We start from the raw sequence: 16668 nt of genomic DNA, 5'->3' as shown, positions 1-16668 counted from the left end.
GATAATCCTCGTTAAGTAAATGACCTATGGCCTGCTAATCGGCTCTTGCATCGCCGTTATAATAATTAACGGCCGTATAGGCGTTTACTTGAGGAGAAAGTGCCGTTTTTTTAAGAAAGTGTTTTCTCTATCCCCTCGCCACGTTTGGTCTGAGAAGGCAAGTCGGCTCGCTGCATAACGCGCGCTAGCGACGTGCAAGACAAGCCCAGCAGTAAACGAGCCAAACGAAAAACGGGGCCTTTCGGCCCCGTTCGGTTGCTTCCATTGTACTGCCGAAAGGCTTAACCCAGTAGAGACAGTACAGACTGCGGCGTCTGGTTCGCCTGGGCCAGCATGGAGGTACCCGCCTGCTGAAGAATGTTGGCGCGGGTCATGTTGGACACTTCCTTCGCGTAGTCGGCGTCTTCGATCCGCGAACGTGCTTCGGACAGGTTGGTCGAGGTGGTCGCGAGGTTGTCGATCACCGAGTCGAAGCGGTTCAGCGTGGCACCCAGAGTTGCCCGGTTGGTGTCCAGAGTCTTGGTCGCGGCATCTACGGAGTCGATCAGGTTCTGGAAGCTGCTGTGCGCTGCGGTGCCACCACTAGCGACGAATGTGGTGCCAGTAATTTCACTGCCGCTTGCCAAGCCTAGTCCGGAAACGGTGGCATCAACGGTCTTAACACTAATAACGTCTTCGGCATCGGTATTGGAGCCAACCTGGATGCTCAGGCTGCCGCTGGCGTTGAGCAAGCTGGTGCCGTTGAAGTTGTTGCTGCCCGCGACACGGTCGATTTCGGCCAAACGCTCGTTAATTTCCGTCGTGATCGCAGTACGGTCGTCAGCGGTGTTGGTGTCGTTGGCACCTTGTACCGCCAACTCACGAATACGCTGCAGGTTGTCGTTGATCTGGTCCAGACCGCCTTCCATGGTTTGAACGAGCGAGATACCATCGCTGGCGTTACGGCTTGCCTGGTCCATGCCCTTGATCTGAGCGGTCATCTTGTTGGCAATCGCTTGGCCAGCCGCGTCGTCAGAGGCGCTGTTGATGCGCAGGCCGGAAGAGAGACGCTCTTGCGCCTGAGCCAGCATGCCCTGAGACTTGCTCAGGTTGTTCTGGCCGATCATGGAAGTGATGTTGGTATTGATAACGGACATGGGGTAATCCTCGGTGTTTACTGGCCCAGGAGCGGCCTTTAAATCGGCGCTTGCATCGCCGTTATTATAATTAACGGCTGCTAACGGCACTTCTTTAGGCTTTTTAAGCGGTTTACATAATAAAAATTTAAGTAGCGCTCAACGAAAAACGGGGCCTTTCGGCCCCGTCGTTCACTTCACTGGTTATCACTACTGCTCGAGCGATTAACCCAGCAAGGAAAGCACGGACTGCGGAGTCTGGTTCGCCTGGGCCAGCATGGACGTACCCGCCTGTTGCAGGATGTTGGCACGGGTCATGTTCGACACCTCCTTCGCGTAGTCGGCGTCTTCGATGCGTGAGCGGGCTTCAGACAGGTTGGTGGTCGTGGTCGCCAGGTTATCGATCACTGAATCAAAGCGGTTCAGCGTGGCACCCAAGGTGGCCCGTTGAGTGTCGAGCGTTTTAACTGCGGTATCGACATTGTCGATCAGAGTCTGGAAGTTGGCGTGAGTCGCGCCGGCACCAGAGAGAGCCGCCGCAGAACCACTAACGCCCAGGTTTTTACTGGTCGCATCGAAGGTATCGACAGTGATGGTGTCGTTGCCGCTGGTGTTAGAACCGACCTGGATATTGAGCGCCGTGCTCGAGCCGCTTGCCAGGAGATTGGTGCCGTTGAAGTTGTTGCTGCCCGCTACACGGTCGATCTCGGCGATACGCTCGTTGATCTCGGTGGTGATCGCGGCGCGGTCGTCAGCGGTGTTGGTGTCGTTGGCGCCCTGTACCGCCAGCTCACGAATACGCTGCAGGTTGTCGTTGATCTGATCCAGACCGCCTTCCATGGTCTGAACAAGGGAGATACCGTCGCTGGCGTTACGGCTTGCCTGGTCCATGCCCTTGATTTGAGCGGTCATCTTGTTGGCGATGGCTTGACCGGCGGCGTCGTCGGAAGCGCTGTTGATGCGCAGGCCAGAAGACAAGCGCTCTTGCGCCTGAGCCAGCATGCCCTGAGACTTGCTCAGGTTGTTCTGGCCGATCATGGAAGTGATGTTGGTATTGATAACGGACATGGAGTGATCCTCAGTGCTTAGCGGCCCGGGAAAGGCCTGTAAATCGGCGCTTGCATCGCCGTTGTTATAATTAACGGCGTAGCGAAGCGATCCTTTAGCCCGTTTAACCAATTTTTTTATAAAAACCTGGCCTTAAAACTCGAACGGGGCCTTTCGGCCCCGTTGACAGGATAAATTGCGGTTACTGACGAGAGCGCATTAGCTCGGTTAGATAGCAAAGTTTACTGTTTCTGCATCGAGCTAAGCATATCGAACTGCTGGCCAAGGTAGCTGCTCATGGAGTTCATCTGCGCAATCATGCCATCGAGCTGGGCAAACTGCTTGCGGTAGCGCTCCACGTTGCGCTCGATGCTGGCTTCCATGCGCTCCTTGCGCTTATCGAGACTCTCGATTCGCTGCTCTGCGCTGGTGACCGAGCTTTTAATGAGGCCGTCTTCTGAGGTAATGGTCGTCAATGTAGCGCTCAGGCGCCCTGCAAACCCTGCTTCCTTGCTGTCGCCGGCGAAGAAGGCTGACAGACCTTCAGGGTCGTTGGCAACAGCGGCGTCAAGCTTTTCTTCGTCGACCTCCAAGCGCCCGCGCTCATCGATAGAGATTCCGATTTCCGACAGCCGCGTGATATCGCCGCCCGCCAGGCTGTCGCTAATGTCACGACTCAACCGGTTTTCGATAGTGCGTACCGTACGGTCCCCTATCAGCTCGCCAGAAATCTCGCCTTCCCCGTTGAACTTGGTCATGCGCCCTACGGTCGATTTCATTTCGTTATAGTTGCTAACGAAGTTGTTGATGGCCTCTTTCAGGGAGTCGTTGTCTCTTTCGATGACCAAGGTGGCGGGGGATTCCGACACAGCGGTGACATCAAGCGTTACCCCCTCGATAGCACCTTCGACGCGGTTGGTCTTGCTGGTGATCGCGATACCGTTGACATTGAGCGCAGCGTCCTGGCCTGGGCGTACCGTCGTAGTATCCATGGCAAGCCCATCGATACCGGAAAACCCTATGAGCGAAGCATCCTGGCCGGTTTCCTTCGAGCTGAGCGCCAAGCGATATCCGGTGCCGTCGTTGACAAGCGAAGCAGTAACGCCCGATTCCTTGTCTGCATTGATCTGATCGCGCACCTCGGCCAGCGTGCTGCCCGCCTTGATATCGATTTCGTAGCTGCTTTTGGGCGCGGCGCCGCTATCGAACGCACCGTTAGTGTAGGTCGCACCGAAATCCAGCTTGAGCTTGGTGTCTGTCGTCGTAAGGGCCTGGTCGAGCGCGACACTTTGTGAGGCGGCGCTTCCAGCGCGAGCCAACTGAGAAACGCTAATTTCAAAACGCCCGGGGTTGGCTTTCTCGCCCGCCGTGGCCAAAACGCCACTGCCGGTTACCGTGCTCTTTTGCTGCTTGAAGGTCGATGCGTCGTTCAGCGCCTTGACCGAGGTATTGACCCGGTCCATCGCCGATTCGAGACGCCCATAGGCCGAAATTTTTGTCTTTTGGGCACTTTGCTGCTGTAAAACGGGGGTAAGCTTTTGACTCTCTGCGGCCTTAAGCTGATTCAGCAGACCGTTCAAGTCCAACCCGGAACCTACACCAAGCGCGGAGATTGATGCCATGGGTTAAATCCTCGAGTAATAAGTAGCAAAGAGATTGGGTTGATTACCTTGTCTATCGGCTGGGTGAGAACGAACTTTAGGCATCGTCAGAAGATACCCGCAAAAAAATGCCCAGCGCTATGGCCGGGCATTAAGGGTTTTAATAGTTCGGCTTAGCTCTGGTTGGTTTGGGCCAGCATGCCCAACTGCTGTTCGAGATAGGCACCTGTCTGATTCATTTGTGCCACCATGCTGTCCATTGCCTGAAACTGAGTACGGTAACGCGCCACGGTCTGATCGATACGCTCTTCGGTGCGGGTGTAGCGCTCTTTGAGCGATTCGACTCGGCTTTCAGAGTTGGCTTTCGCCGTATCGAGACGGCCGCCATCTCCCACCAAGCGCTCGAGGGAGGTATTGATCTGCCCTGCCATACCGCTTCCCTCACTGCTGCCTGCAAAAAAGTCAGTCAGCGCATCCGGCTGGGTGGCAATGACGTTATCCAGCTTTTCATCATCGACCTCAAGCGTACCGTCGGTTTGCAATGAAATGCCGATGTCGGACAGTACGCTGAAGCCGTCACCGCCTGTCACACCGCTAATAGCCTGACGGAGCTCGCGCTCGACGGCTCGTGTGGTCGCATCAGCGTTCAAGCCGCCCGACTGCCCCGTTTCTACATCGAAGTTGGTCAAAGTATTCAAGGTGCTTTTGAGCGTGTTGAAGCTTTCCACGAAGGTATCCACGTTCTCACGCAGCGCTTCGTTATCCTGTTCGACCATGATAGTGCTCGACGTGCCCGCCTCTGTCAGCGTCAACGTCATGCCTTGAATGGCGCCTTCGACCTGATTAGAAGCGCTCACGATATCGATACCGTTAACGTTGAACGCCGCGTCCTGGCCCCTTTGCACGACCTGAACGTCCGAGGTAGCCACCTCACCCGATAGAATGCTCGAGAAATTAGTGCTTTCGATGCTGGCGTCGGCGCCGGTCTCGCTCGACATGATCGAAAGCCGATACCCCTGCCCGTCGTTGATGATAGAGGCAGTCACCTGACCACCACCCTGGTCGTTGATGGCGTCTCGAATATCTTCAAGCGAACTGCCATCGGCGATCGTGATATCGGACATGCTTCCTTCAGATAGTGCGAAGCTGAGCGTTTGCTCACCGCTGACAACGCTTTCGTCAGCACTATCCAAGCGTTCTGTCACTAGGCTGCCGGCAGTTGCCAACTGATCGACCTCTACGTCGTACCGGCCCGCCTGTGCTTCGCTGGAGGTAATGGCAATGACACCGTCACCCTCAACGTTGGTCGTGAGGCTTTCAAACGATTCCGTATCGTTCAACGCCTGGGTGGCATCCTGGAACGTGGAAACGGCGCTTTTGAGTGTTCCATAGGCAGAGACGGTGGTGTTGGCAGACTGAACCTGCTCGGCAATGGGCTGGAGTTTGGCGCGCTCGGCGGTTTGAAGCTGATCCAATAGCCCGTTTAGATCGAGCCCCGAGCCAATGCCCAGTGAAGATATGGAAGCCATCGATTGCTGCCCCTTTAAATGTTATCGCCTGCTCTTTAGGCGAGCTGAAATTTGCCTGTGTCAATGCATTGACTATCGGCAAATCGCGCAGTGTCTTTAGCCTTTATCCCACTTTTAACTTAGTAAACGGTTATTTTCTGTAATCTTTACCGCTTTTTAGGTTAAGCGGGCCGCTTGAAAAGAAATGACCCCGTGCGCTATTGCGCTACGAGCCCTTGCCCTCCAAAGCGCGATACGTACCGAACCCAAGCGTTGAACACGCCAATAACTTAGACCTTGGTCTAAATTCGCTAACTCCATTACACTATGGAAACGTTGTTCGTTAACCGATGGAGCATCAAATGCCCTGCGAAGGTGATACCCCCGCCGCCCCTGTTGACGCGTCTCGGCTGCGTCAGTGCCTATTCACACTGGCGGAACTTTTGTACGTCAACGGCCATGTGCTTGAAACCGTGACGCTGCCTGGCTGCGGGTTGGCTCGGCGCGAGGTGGCGGCGCTTGAGGATCAGGATGCCGGCTGGTCGGCGTGTCGTCGGACGCTCGAAGCGGGCGCGGCGGGTACCACCAACGGTGAAGGGCGCTTCGTGCTAACGGCGCTCGGGCGAGACATCATGTTCGATATGTTCGGTCAGGGAGCGGCGGACTGCGCCTGATTTAAGACGCCGCCATTCGGCTTTTGAACGCAAAAACGCCCGCATTTGCGGGCGTTTGTGTTTGGCACAGCGCGTTGATTAACGAAGGCCAAGCATCGAAAGAATGAACAGCACGACGACGACCAGACCCACGATATAGATGATGTTACGCATTGCGGCGCTCCTTGCTTTTTTGCGTTTTAGGAAAATCAAAGGGTTGCTTACCCATCGAGGCAACATCCTCATCCTAGCAGGCTTTTGGGCGCTTTGCGTAATTTACGTGCTTCTGGCGCGCGTACGCTCTACGCTTTTTGAAAGCCTCGTTGGCACTGACAAAAGGAAAGCCCATGCGCATGCGACTATTCCCTCAGGTGTTGATGGTCGTGTTGGGGCTAGCGCTCGTTAGCGGCGGCGTGCTGGCCCAAACGCCCTCACCCGCGGCGTTTAGCGCCCTCGATGAGCAGGCCGGCGCGCTCGACCGGCTACACACGGTCGTGGTAGCGGTGGACGGGAATCTGGTGCATGAATTTCACCAGGGCGGGCCGGGAACGAGCACGCCGGTCAACGTGAAGTCGCTTTCCAAAACGGTGCTGGCGGCTATTACCGGGGCGGCGATTAACGCCGGGGTGATCAACTCTCTCGACCAGCCGCTGGTCGAGCTATTGGGTAGCCGCGTGCCGGCGGGGCTGGACCCACGCGTCAATGACATTACTTTGGAGAACCTGCTGGCCATGCAGGCGGGGCTCGAGCGCACCTCCGGCGAGAACTACAGCGGCTGGGTGGCAAGCGCCAACTGGGTGGAAAACGCCCTTTCTCGCCCCTTCGTGGACGAGCCCGGCGGGCGAATGCTCTACTCCACCGGCTCCAGCCACCTGGTGTCCGCCGCGCTTACCTACTCGAGCGGTGAATCCACCTATGAGCTTGCCCAGCGCCTGTTGGCCGAGCCGCTTCACATCACCCTTCCCCGCTGGCTCCAGGACCCACAGGGTGTTTACTTCGGCGGCAACGATATGCAGCTTTCGCCGCGGGCGCTGGTCGAGATCGGCGAGCTTTACCGTTTGGACGGCGTGGTCGATGGCGAGCGCGTACTGCCGGAAGGCTACGTGGAGGATTCCTGGACGCCGCGGGGCCGGTCGCCCTGGACGGGGGATGGCTACGGGCTCGGCTGGTTCGTGACCACCTTCGGCGATACGCCGGTCTACTACGGGCGCGGCTACGGCGGACAGGCGCTGTTCGTGATTCCCGAGCGTGCGATGACAGTGGTGATCACCTCCAACCCCAACCCGCCTTCTCCCGGCGGGCAGTTTCAGCAGCAGTTGAACCGGCTGGTGATGAAACTGCTGGTTGACGGCGAGTGAGCCGCCGGCTTAAAGCAGGTAAACGAGAATCGCGGTGAAGGTGGCGCCGGTAATCAGAAAGCCCAGCGCCAGTACCAGCCCGTCGCGGGCGACCAGCCCCAGCCCAAACAGCGTGAGCGCCAGGCCCGCGCCGTTGGCGGAAAAGGGGACGAACTCCATCGGCGGCATGGCGAGTGCGATCAGCACGCAGGCCAGCGCCGTTGCGCGCATGCCCAGATAGCCGCTCATCCACGCCAGCCGCACGCCCATTAGCCCATCGACCCAGCGCCCGGGCCTGCGCATCCACTTGAGCGCCTTGTCGAACCCCTTGCGCGACACCGAGCGGTTCAAAAGCCAGCGCGGCAGCCAAAACGACCGGCGCCCGAGCAGCAGCTGGCTTGAGGTCAGCAGCACCAGCGCCGCCATCAGCGTGGGCACGCCGGGGATATCGCCGACCACCGGCGCCAGCACGATCAGACCCGCTACCAGCAGCATCGGCCCGAAGGAGCGCCGCCCCACGGCGTCGACGATGTCCTCGACGCTAACGCGGCTCTTTTCGTTTTCCATTTGATCCAGCGCGTCCAAAAGCTCGGTCAGGCTGGAGGCATCGTTTTCGTTATTCATGCGGGCGCCAGCGCTCCTTGGCCTGGAGCTTGGCGCGAATGAAATCACTGTGGCTAACGTACAGAAGATCCGCCAGCCGGCGAATGCGGTGCTCCTCGAGCGGGTCGACGCTGCCGTCCGCCCAGGCAAGCTGCCACATCAGCGCCACCAGCTCGAAACGCTGGCCGTAGTCGTAGTGCTCCTTGACAAGACTGACGAACTGATAGTGATCGACCGCCTCATTGACCTGGGCCTCGGCTAGCGCCATTAGCTCACTCACCTGCGCCTCGTTCAACCGATAGCGCGTCATCAGCATCTGCTTGAGCGCCGCTTGCTCCTCCGGGGTTTGCTCGTAGTCGGCGCGCACGATCTCGCACAGCAGCGCCGCCGTGGCGAGCTCCAGCGTCAGGTGGTGATTCTCGCGCCGCTCCGGCTCGGCCAGCGCGTCGTGGAAGAAGTCTCGAATTGCCTCCAGCATGGCGGTCTCCTTTAAGCGCTTGCCGCGTCTGTCATGATCCTGCTCGCTCTTTCTACTGACCCGCCACCGCTCACAAAGGTCACTCCTTGCGCTTGGCGAGCTGCTCCTTGAGCTGTTTGGGAACCTGCTTGATGATCAGCCGGTCCTGGCTTTCGTCGTACTCGATGCTCGACCCCAAAAGGTGCGAGTCGAAGCTGATCGAAACACCCCCGGCGCGGCCGGTGAAGCGGCGAAACTGGCTCAGCGTCTTCTTGTCCGGCGGAATCTCCGGCGAAAGGCCGTAGTCGGCGTTGCGAATATGCTCATAAAACGCTTTGGGCGCTTGCTCGTCGACCAGCCCCGAGAGTTCCTCGAGCGTCATCGGCTCGCCGCGGCGCATCTGCTCGTGGGCGTAGTCCACCAGCGTATCGGTTTTCTCGCGGCTGGCCTCCTCGTCGAGGTCTTCGCGCTCGACATAGTCGCTGAAGGCCTTGAGCAGCGTGCGGGTTTCCGCCGGCGCGTCGATGCCCTCTTCCATGCCGAGCACCGCCGCCACGCCGTCGGCCAGCTTCTTCGCGCCGCGGTCTTTCAAAAACGAGACGTACTGCTGGCTACCCGCGCCATCGCCCTGTTGCCACTGGGTCAGATTGACCCGCGCGGCCAGCGTAAGCTGCTGGGTATTGAGTTGGGCGGCAGGCACCGCTTGGTGCGCCTCACCGATGCCGATGCCTTCACGCTGATGCACCAGCGCGAACAACAGTGTTTCGGTATCGCCTTGGCGCTGGTGAGCGATGACCAAGTAGCCGCCCACCGAGAGCGCCTCCTGTAATTCGCGGGCCAACCGCTCGGTCAACTGAGTGCTCAGGGCTTCGAACGCCAGCTCGCCTTTCATATACGCTTCGAGCCAGGCCACCAGCGGCCCGGCCTGCTCGCCTTCGCTGGCAAACCGCCCCCAGCCCTTCGCCTTGGTGTTGTAGGTGTCCGCGAGCTTGCTGACCAGCGCGGCCATCGTGTCGTCATTACTGTCGGCGGGCCCCGGGGCGGCGGTCACGGTCAGGCGTTCGCCGTCCAGCGTAGGGTCTAAACGGTGCACGATGCTTTGCAAAAGCGGCATAGAGAAAAGAGCCTTTTAAGCGGTTGAACGATCAGTCAAAAGAGGATCAGGGCTTGAGCCGGTAGCCGGTATGGAAGATCCAGCCCACCATGGCCAGGCTCGCGGCGAGAAAGAGCGCGATCATGGCCACACTCGCTGCCAGGCTCACATCGCTGATGCCGTAGAAGCTCCAGCGAAAGCCGCTGACCAGATACACCACCGGGTTGGCCAGCGTCACGGTCTGCCAAAACGGCGGCAGCATGTCGATGGAGTAGAAGCTTCCGCCCAAAAACGTCAGCGGCGTGATCACTAGAAGCGGCACCAGTTGAAGCTTGTCGAAGCCGTCGGCCCAGATACCGATGATGAACCCCAGCAAACTGAAAGTGACGGCGGTCAGCACCAAAAACGTCAGCATCCAGAACGGGTGGGCGATCTCAAGCGGCACGAAAAAGCTCGAGGTGCCCAGAATGATCAACCCAAGCAGCATCGACTTCGACGCCGCCGCCCCCACGTAGCCCACTACCACTTCCAGATACGAAATGGGCGCCGAGAGAATTTCGTAGATGCTGCCGGAGAACTTGGGAAAGAAAATCCCGAAGGAGGCGTTCGAAACACTCTGGGTCAGCAGCATCAGCATGATCAGCCCGGGCACGATGAAGGCCCCGTAGCTAACGCCGTTGATTTCGCTGATACGCGAGCCGATCGCCGCGCCGAACACCACGAAGTAGAGCGAGGTCGAGATCACCGGCGAGACGATGCTTTGCAGAAGCGTTCGCCGGGTGCGCGCCATCTCCGCCATGTAGATCGAACGGACGGGGTAGAGATTCATGAACGCTCCTTGACCAAATCGACGAAAATATCCTCCAGCGAGCTCTGCCGGGTGTGCAGATCCTTCACCAGGATCTGCTCTTCGTTGAGCACGCTTAAAAGCGCTGACACGCCGCGGCCCTCTTCTTCCTGGTGGCCATCGTAGGTATACACCAGCGAGCGGCCATCGCAACCAAGCGTCAGCGTATCGACCTGCAGGCGCGGCGGCAGCGCCGAAAGCGGCGTATGAAGCTCGAGGGTAAGCTGCTTGCTGCCGAGCTTTTTCATCAGCGCGGCTTTCTCTTCCACCAGCACGACTTCGCCGCCGTTGATCACGCCGATGCGGTCGGCCATCTCTTCGGCCTCTTCGATATAGTGGGTGGTGAGAATGATGGTGACGCCGTCGTCGCGAAGCTTGCGCACCACCTCCCACATGTCACGGCGTAGCGCCACGTCTACGCCGGCGGTGGGCTCGTCGAGAAACAGGATGCGCGGCTCATGGGAGAGCGCTTTGGCGATCAACACGCGGCGTTTCATGCCGCCGGAGAGCGTGATCAGGCGGTTGTCGCGCTTGTCCCACAGCGCCAGCGATTTGAGCACCTTTTCGATATGCGCGGGGTTTGGCGCTTTGCCGAACAGGCCGCGGCTGAAACTCACCGTGTTCCAGACCGTTTCGAACGCTTCGTTGGTCAGCTCCTGGGGCACCAGGCCGATACGCTCGCGCGCCTGGCGGTACTGTTTGACGTTATCGAAGCCGTCGACCGTCACGCGGCCTTCAGAAGGATTGACCAGCCCGCACACCAGGCTGATCAGCGTGGTCTTGCCCGCGCCGTTGGGGCCGAGCAGCGCAAAAATTTCGCCACGCTGGATCGTCAGATCCACGTGTTTGAGCGCTTGAAAGCCACCTTCGTAGGTTTTGTTCAAGCCCTCGATCGAGATAATGGGGTCGTTCAAGGCGTGCTCCTCACACCGCAGCGGGCCATGGTGCCTGGCGGCCCAAAGCGGCCGGCGCCAACCGCACGCCGGCCGGCAACAGGCCGATTAACTGCGGCTGGTAACTTCGAGCAGGTGGTAGCCAAACTGGGTCTGGACCGGGCCGTGGACCTGGTTGAGTTCGCCGTTGAAGACGACTTTATCGAACTCCGGCACCATCTGGCCTGGGCCGAAGGTACCCAGCTCGCCACCCTGACGCCCGGACGGGCAGTTCGAGTGCTCTTTTGCCACGTCCGCGAAGTCGCGGCCGTTTTCGATCTCTTGCTTCAGCGCGAGGCACTGCTCTTCGCTGTCTACCAGGATATGACGGGCGCTGGCACTGGCCATGATAAGCCTCCAATGGATTCGTTTAAGGGAGCCCTAGTTTAGAAACCTTAGTTTAACACGCACGCCGCCGGCCTGGGGGCTCAGGGTGCGCCTACCGCGCCGGTGATTCTGAGCGCTTCACCCACGCGGGCCAGGGCCTGTTCGTGGGCGGCGCGCGGCGGCCCACCGCGAGTGCAGGCAACGATCACCCAGGGCCCCGCGGTTTGCGTGGCCGCCTCGCTATAGGCAAGCCCCGCATCGCAGCTTCGATGGTGCTGGGTGCCGGTTTTGTGGGCGAAAGTAATGTCCTCGCCCAAGCCGCGCTTCAAGCGCGCCTGACCGGAATGGGTACGCGTCATCACTTCGATCAGCGTTTGGCGCTGGGTGGCGTCGAGATCGTCCTGCTCGGCGTGTTCGAACGAGGCGAGCAGGTCGCCGTAGGCGCGCAGCGTCGCGGTATTTTCGCCGGTGCGCTCGTAGGCATCGAAGGCGCTTTCGTAGTCGGGCTGGCGAAGGCTCTCTCGCGGGACGCCCAGCCGCCGCGCCAGCGCCGCGGGGCGCTGGCTGACGCGGTGCTGGCGAAGCTCGATGAAGTCGGTACCGGAAAGCGAGCGCGCCTGGGGGTGCAGCTCGCCGTACACGCCCTGCCGCACGCCCTTGAGCGTCGTGATCGGCCCGACGTCGCTCGGGTCGCCGCCGCTGACAGCCACCATTTGCGCCGCCCGGGCGTTAACGGCGCCGAGCCCGACGCGGTCGATCAGCATGTCGGTGGCAGTGTTATCGCTGACGGTGATCATCTGTTCGAGCAGATACTCGATCGAGATTGGCGTGCCCGGGTCGTGCCAAATCACCGGGCCGGCGCCGTCGACGAAGTCGCTTTGGGCAAGCGTCAGGCGATCAGTCAGCGTTAGCTCGCCCGCCTGGCGTCGGGCCAGCACCTCGGCGGCCACCGGCACCTTGATCAGCGACGCCAAATACCAGGGGGTGTCCGCCTGCCAGGAGAACGCTTCGCCGCTTTGTAGATCCTGAACGTAGACGCCCAGCGCCCCGCCAAAAGCGTCTTCGATGGCGGCCAGGCGAGTGCTTAAACTTCCCTGCCAGGCACTTTGTTTATCGACTTCAAAATACCAGTCGGCCTGGACCGGTATCGCTATTGAGAGCGTCACCAGCAAAAGCCCGTAGTTGAGCGTGCGTATCAATCCTCGCAAAGCGTTACCTCGGTATTATTGCGTCTGTGGTGTTATTGCGTCTGTAGCGTTACGCCTGTGTCGTTCAGGTCGCCCTGGAGCACGCGGCCTTTACCGGCGTGCTGCCATCCAGCGGGTGAGCCAGATCCACAGCGCCGTGCCGAGAATCAAAAGCCCGCCGATGCCCAAGGACTGGGGGTAGGTGATGGTCTCGTTCAAGCCCAGCAGAAAGCGCAGCACTAGAAAGATCATCACGATATGAAAAATGAACGCCTTGAGCGCGTCGCTTCCGACAAGGGTCAGCGGTAAAAGTGCCCGGGCGGCGGCGCGACCGCCGGCCAATGCCAGGCCCAGAAGGATGAAGGCCCCGCCGAGGCTAAAGAGCATGAAGGCAAGCCCTGGAGGGTGCTTGCCGACGTTGTTGGCCACCGCCGTCATGGCCGCGTACACATCGCCCTGGGCTGCCGCAAGCGCGTAGAAAGCACTGACCATCACCGCGCCGAGCGCGATCAACGCCAGTACCAGCCGGCGCTGCGCGCGCTGCTCGCCGTGGCAGCGAAGCGCCGCCTCGCCGATCAAAAGCCCGATGAGGATGAGCGGCGCACGGCTGATTTGCCCCCAGGCGTAGTAGTCGGGATGATCGACCAGTAGCGCTTTCAAAATGGCGTAACCGCCGAAATCGAAGCCCTGAAGCCAAGAGGAAAGCGTGGCGAGCCCCACGATCGCCGCCAGCCGCGACCAGAGCGGCGCACGGGCCCATAGTGGCAGTATCAGCGGCACCCAGACGAGCGCGATGGCGTAGAAGCCGAGGATTTCCACCCAGATGGCGAAGTTGCCGTATAAAAGCGTGTTGAGAATATCGGTGGGTGCGTAGAAGGGCAGCATTTCGACAATGGTCAGCGCCTTGTACCAGAACCAGACCTCGACGGCGCGCAGCCAGAGCTTCAGCCGCCGTTTGGGCCAATCCTCGCTTTGAGTGCGCGGCAGAAACGCCACCGCCAGCGCAATGCCGAACACCGTAATGAACAGTGACGAGGAGAACTTGGTGAGCAGATGCACTGGCACCATGCCCCACTCGGGCACATTGGGAATTCCCACCAGCCCGCTGACGGTGTGGCTCAAAATCATCAGGCCAATGGCGATACCGCGGGCAAGATCGATCGCTTCGACCCGCCCATCCAGGCGTGGCAACACCGGCACTTCGTTAAAACTCGGCACGTAACGTACATCCCTGTCGGCGGCTTAAAGGCGAGCCCCCAAGCCGTAGTGGAGAACGTTAACCTTAGCCCAACGCTCAAATCAGGGGTAGCGAAGCCCTTTAAACGCAAAACGCCCCGCAATCGGCGGGGCGTTTCGTGGCTCGTCCGTGAACCAGAGAGCAGTTACTCCTTGATCAAGAACGGGTTACCAGTTGCTGTCAGACTCCTTTTCGGTATCGGTTCCCCACTCTTCCTGCTCCTCCTCTTCTTCCTCGTAAGTAAACTCCTGCTCTTCCTCTTCTTCCTCGTAGGTAAACTCCTGCTCTTCCTCTTCGTACTCGGTCGTTACACCCGGCTGCTGATCCGTTTCATAACTTTGGTAGGTGCCCTGACCATCCTGCATGGTGTCTTCGTGCGGCGTTGGTTCCTGCGGAGCGGTAGTGTCTTCTTCCATACCGGCAAAGGCCAGCGGGCTTGCCATCAGCCCGAAAGAGACGCCGAGGATACCCAGCTTTTTCAGAGATTCCTTCTTCATGATCGTACCTCCTGGTCGTTTCGCTTTGCTGCTTTTAAAACGTGGGCGAAAGATGAAATGCCCGGTTAATACGTTTACTGAGTCGAAACGAGAGCGAATCGTCCTCCTGACGTTGCGCTCTCGGCCCACTCACTGCAGCGGGCGTACCAGATTGGCGCCTACTTCTTTAAAACCATTAAATATCATAAACTTAAATAAAAATCCTGTGTGCCAAAACCTGTCTCAAAAAAAAATAATGAGAATAGTTTTGTTTACGGTTGGCACATGGGCCGAGGTGGTCATGTCAATCGGGATTAGCAAAACGCCGGCTTGGGAGCCGGCGTTTTACTTACCTCATTCCAAAAGGTGTTAAGGCCTTTTAGTAGCCCATCACCCCCGGAAGCCAGGTCGCGAGCCCTGGAATGGCGATCAACAGCAAAATCGCGAGTATCACCGGAATCAAAAACGGCAGGACCGCCTTGACCACTTGGCCGTAGCGCAGCCTGGTGATACTGACCATCATGAACAGCACCGTGCCGAAGGGCGGCGTGATGACGCCGATTGAGAGCGTAATGACCATGACGATGCCGAAGTGTACCGGATCGAGGCCGGCGGTCAGCGCGGCGGGCACCACGATCGGAGTAAAGATCAAAATGCTTTCGATCACCGACATGAAGCAGCCGATGAGCAAAAAGAACAGCGCAAAGCAGATCAAAAGCGCGAAGGTGGGCATGTCGAGACTCGCGACCTGGCCCGCCAGCGCTTGAGGGATGCCCATTCGCACCAGAATCCAGCCATAGAAGCTCGAGACGGCAATGATCAAAAGAATCACCGCGCTAAACATCAGCGTGCGGCGAAACGCATCGTACAAACTCTTCAGGCTCAGATCGCGATACACCAGCCCGCCCAACACCAGCGCGTACAGCGAAGCGATGGCGCCGGCCTCGGTCGGCGTGAAAAAGCCGCCCCAGATACCGCCGACGATAATGGCGGGCATCAGCAAGGGCAGCGCCGCCCGCTTACCCGTGCGGCCTACCTCACGGATATCGAAAGGCGTCGGCTCCGGCATTACCACTCGCCCGGTGGCGCCCAGCACCACGGTCATGCCCATCAGCAACGCCGCCATCAAAATGCCGGGCAGCAGCCCCGCCATGAATAGCCCGCCGATACTGACGTTGGCAAGCCACCCATACACCACCAGAGCGATGCTCGGCGGCAGGATGGGGCCGACAACGCTCGAGGTCGCGGTGATGCCTGTGGTGTAATCGAGCGCATAGCCGCGCTCTTTCATTGCCTTGATTTCGATACTGCCAAGCCCCGCGGCGTCGGCCACGGCGGTGCCGGACATCGTAGCGAAAATGGAACTCGCCACTACGTTGGCGTGGCCCAGCCCACCGCGGGTAAAGCCCACCAGCGCCGTGGCGAAGTCAAAAATACGCGTGGTGGTCGAGCCCAGGTTCATGATGTTGGCCGCCAGAATGAACAGCGGTATGGCCAGCAGCGTGAAGTTGTTGAGCGTTTGCACCATGCGAAGCGATAGAAGCTCCACCGGCAGCCCACCCGCGCCGGTCACCGTCAGCGCGATAAAGGAGGTAACGCCAATGGCGACCACCACGGGCAGGCCGATCATCATCAGCCCCAGCAGCCCACCCACAAAAATGGCAAGTTCGGTCACGAAAGCGCCTCCTGCTCTGCGGGCTCGATGAGCCAGTCGACCGGGCCTCGCAGCGTCTGCCACAGCGCCAGCACCGCCATGGCGGCGAAACCGGTGAACAGCGCGTAGTAGAGGTAGGCAAAGCTGATGCCCAGCGAGACGGTATTGTTGTTGGCGCTGACGCCGGCCATGATCCAGGCCCCCCAAGCGGCCAGCACGAAAAAGCCGGTAGAGACGCCGGCAATCAGCCGGTACTGCACCTGGCGCCCGATCACACCCAGCCGGTGGCTGAACAGATCCACGACCAGATGATCACTTCGTACCCAGGCCGAAATCGAGCCGAAGCTAACGGCGTAGATCGCCATCAGCGATACCACCTCCTCGGTCCAGGGCATGCCCCAGTTCAGTAAATCCCGGGCCAAAACCGCCAAAACGATCAGTCCTAAAATCCCGACCAGAATCGCGACGCCCAACCCGTCGCATACGCGTGTCACCCAGCGCAGCAGGGTCAAGGCGAAACGATCGACCCCGTGTACGGGCGCCCGTGCTTCATCCACAGGTGAACTCCTTAATGAAAACGATGAGCGGCGCCTC

Annotated in this window: 17 protein-coding genes; 2 read left to right on the top strand and 15 right to left on the bottom strand. The window is 59.4% G+C overall.

Annotation, left to right across the window (positions count from 1 at the left end):
- Positions 1 to 281: 281 nt before the first annotated feature.
- The 4 genes from MQW23_RS02095 to fliD (MQW23_RS02080) all read right to left on the bottom strand — a co-directional run bounded on the left by MQW23_RS02095 (position 282) and on the right by fliD (MQW23_RS02080) (position 5292).
- The gene (locus MQW23_RS02095; protein ID WP_252106166.1) at positions 282 to 1136 is read right to left on the bottom strand and encodes a flagellin N-terminal helical domain-containing protein; all 855 of its coding nucleotides are present in this window, start codon (positions 1134 to 1136) and stop codon (positions 282 to 284) included.
- Between the two features lie 204 nt (positions 1137 to 1340).
- Positions 1341 to 2183 carry a flagellin N-terminal helical domain-containing protein gene (locus MQW23_RS02090; protein WP_252106165.1) on the bottom strand — a complete coding sequence of 281 codons (843 nt, stop codon included), beginning with the start codon at positions 2181 to 2183 and terminating at the stop codon, positions 1341 to 1343.
- Positions 2184 to 2404: 221 nt separating this feature from the next.
- Positions 2405 to 3784 (bottom strand): flagellar filament capping protein FliD, encoded by a 1380-nt coding sequence (fliD, locus tag MQW23_RS02085; protein WP_252106164.1) that lies wholly within the window; start codon positions 3782 to 3784, stop codon positions 2405 to 2407.
- Between the two features lie 152 nt (positions 3785 to 3936).
- A complete protein-coding gene (gene fliD, locus MQW23_RS02080; RefSeq protein WP_252106163.1) occupies positions 3937 to 5292 on the bottom strand; it encodes a flagellar filament capping protein FliD in 1356 nt (451 codons plus the stop codon).
- Positions 5293 to 5633: 341 nt separating this feature from the next.
- On the opposite strand from fliD (MQW23_RS02080), the gene MQW23_RS02075 reads away from it, so the two are divergent.
- On the top strand, positions 5634 to 5945 hold the full coding sequence (locus MQW23_RS02075) for a hypothetical protein (protein WP_252106162.1): 312 nt from the start codon (positions 5634 to 5636) through the stop codon (positions 5943 to 5945).
- A 332-nt stretch (positions 5946 to 6277) separates the two neighbouring features.
- A complete protein-coding gene (locus MQW23_RS02070) occupies positions 6278 to 7282 on the top strand; it encodes a serine hydrolase domain-containing protein (protein ID WP_442908579.1) in 1005 nt (334 codons plus the stop codon).
- 9 nt (positions 7283 to 7291) lie between these two features.
- Here MQW23_RS02070 and MQW23_RS02065 read toward each other — a convergent pair whose 3' ends face one another.
- The 11 genes from MQW23_RS02065 to MQW23_RS02015 all read right to left on the bottom strand — a co-directional run bounded on the left by MQW23_RS02065 (position 7292) and on the right by MQW23_RS02015 (position 16631).
- On the bottom strand, positions 7292 to 7885 hold the full coding sequence (locus tag MQW23_RS02065; RefSeq protein ID WP_252106160.1) for an exopolysaccharide biosynthesis protein: 594 nt from the start codon (positions 7883 to 7885) through the stop codon (positions 7292 to 7294).
- Positions 7878 to 8342, bottom strand: a complete 465-nt coding sequence (locus MQW23_RS02060; protein WP_252106159.1) for a tellurite resistance TerB family protein — start codon at positions 8340 to 8342, stop codon at positions 7878 to 7880. Before MQW23_RS02060 ends, MQW23_RS02065 begins: the two co-directional genes overlap by 8 nt.
- A 79-nt stretch (positions 8343 to 8421) precedes the next feature.
- A complete protein-coding gene (locus MQW23_RS02055) occupies positions 8422 to 9435 on the bottom strand; it encodes a nucleoid-associated protein (protein ID WP_252106158.1) in 1014 nt (337 codons plus the stop codon).
- 46 nt (positions 9436 to 9481) lie between these two features.
- Positions 9482 to 10243 (bottom strand): ABC transporter permease, encoded by a 762-nt coding sequence (locus MQW23_RS02050; protein WP_252106157.1) that lies wholly within the window; start codon positions 10241 to 10243, stop codon positions 9482 to 9484.
- Entirely contained in the window at positions 10240 to 11175 is a 936-nt protein-coding gene (locus MQW23_RS02045; protein ID WP_252106156.1) for an ABC transporter ATP-binding protein, read from the bottom strand. Before MQW23_RS02045 ends, MQW23_RS02050 begins: the two co-directional genes overlap by 4 nt.
- Before the next feature lie 87 nt (positions 11176 to 11262).
- The gene (locus tag MQW23_RS02040; protein WP_252106155.1) at positions 11263 to 11541 is read right to left on the bottom strand and encodes a peptidylprolyl isomerase; all 279 of its coding nucleotides are present in this window, start codon (positions 11539 to 11541) and stop codon (positions 11263 to 11265) included.
- Between the two features lie 80 nt (positions 11542 to 11621).
- Entirely contained in the window at positions 11622 to 12728 is a 1107-nt protein-coding gene (locus MQW23_RS02035; RefSeq protein ID WP_319022792.1) for a serine hydrolase, read from the bottom strand.
- A gap of 90 nt (positions 12729 to 12818) precedes the next feature.
- Positions 12819 to 13925 carry an acyltransferase family protein gene (locus tag MQW23_RS02030; protein ID WP_252106154.1) on the bottom strand — a complete coding sequence of 369 codons (1107 nt, stop codon included), beginning with the start codon at positions 13923 to 13925 and terminating at the stop codon, positions 12819 to 12821.
- Positions 13926 to 14111: 186 nt separating this feature from the next.
- On the bottom strand, positions 14112 to 14441 hold the full coding sequence (locus MQW23_RS02025; protein WP_252106153.1) for a hypothetical protein: 330 nt from the start codon (positions 14439 to 14441) through the stop codon (positions 14112 to 14114).
- Between the two features lie 358 nt (positions 14442 to 14799).
- The gene (locus MQW23_RS02020) at positions 14800 to 16095 is read right to left on the bottom strand and encodes a TRAP transporter large permease (RefSeq protein WP_252106152.1); all 1296 of its coding nucleotides are present in this window, start codon (positions 16093 to 16095) and stop codon (positions 14800 to 14802) included.
- Positions 16092 to 16631, bottom strand: coding sequence for a TRAP transporter small permease (locus MQW23_RS02015; RefSeq protein WP_252106151.1), 540 nt, complete (start codon positions 16629 to 16631; stop codon positions 16092 to 16094). Before MQW23_RS02015 ends, MQW23_RS02020 begins: the two co-directional genes overlap by 4 nt.
- Positions 16632 to 16668: the final 37 nt, after the last annotated feature.

This window comes from Halomonas sp. S3-1-1, from assembly GCF_023757625.1.
In the GTDB taxonomy this organism is placed as follows: domain Bacteria; phylum Pseudomonadota; class Gammaproteobacteria; order Pseudomonadales; family Halomonadaceae; genus Vreelandella.
The sequence above is the reverse complement of the archived record's forward strand: the minus strand, read 5'-3'. Positions and strand labels throughout refer to the sequence as shown.

Excerpts from the sequence above, each read along its gene's own strand:
- MQW23_RS02095 (WP_252106166.1), bottom strand. The coding sequence starts at position 1,136 with ATGTCCGTTATCAATACCAACATCACTTCCATGATCGGCCAGAACAAC.
- MQW23_RS02090 (WP_252106165.1), bottom strand. The coding sequence starts at position 2,183 with ATGTCCGTTATCAATACCAACATCACTTCCATGATCGGCCAGAACAAC.
- fliD (WP_252106164.1), bottom strand. The coding sequence starts at position 3,784 with ATGGCATCAATCTCCGCGCTTGGTGTAGGTTCCGGGTTGGACTTGAAC.
- fliD (WP_252106163.1), bottom strand. The coding sequence starts at position 5,292 with ATGGCTTCCATATCTTCACTGGGCATTGGCTCGGGGCTCGATCTAAAC.
- MQW23_RS02075 (WP_252106162.1), top strand. The coding sequence starts at position 5,634 with ATGCCCTGCGAAGGTGATACCCCCGCCGCCCCTGTTGACGCGTCTCGG.
- MQW23_RS02070 (WP_442908579.1), top strand. The coding sequence starts at position 6,278 with ATGCGACTATTCCCTCAGGTGTTGATGGTCGTGTTGGGGCTAGCGCTC.
- MQW23_RS02065 (WP_252106160.1), bottom strand. The coding sequence starts at position 7,885 with ATGAATAACGAAAACGATGCCTCCAGCCTGACCGAGCTTTTGGACGCG.
- MQW23_RS02060 (WP_252106159.1), bottom strand. The coding sequence starts at position 8,342 with ATGCTGGAGGCAATTCGAGACTTCTTCCACGACGCGCTGGCCGAGCCG.
- MQW23_RS02055 (WP_252106158.1), bottom strand. The coding sequence starts at position 9,435 with ATGCCGCTTTTGCAAAGCATCGTGCACCGTTTAGACCCTACGCTGGAC.
- MQW23_RS02050 (WP_252106157.1), bottom strand. The coding sequence starts at position 10,243 with ATGAATCTCTACCCCGTCCGTTCGATCTACATGGCGGAGATGGCGCGC.
- MQW23_RS02040 (WP_252106155.1), bottom strand. The coding sequence starts at position 11,541 with ATGGCCAGTGCCAGCGCCCGTCATATCCTGGTAGACAGCGAAGAGCAG.
- MQW23_RS02025 (WP_252106153.1), bottom strand. The coding sequence starts at position 14,441 with ATGAAGAAGGAATCTCTGAAAAAGCTGGGTATCCTCGGCGTCTCTTTC.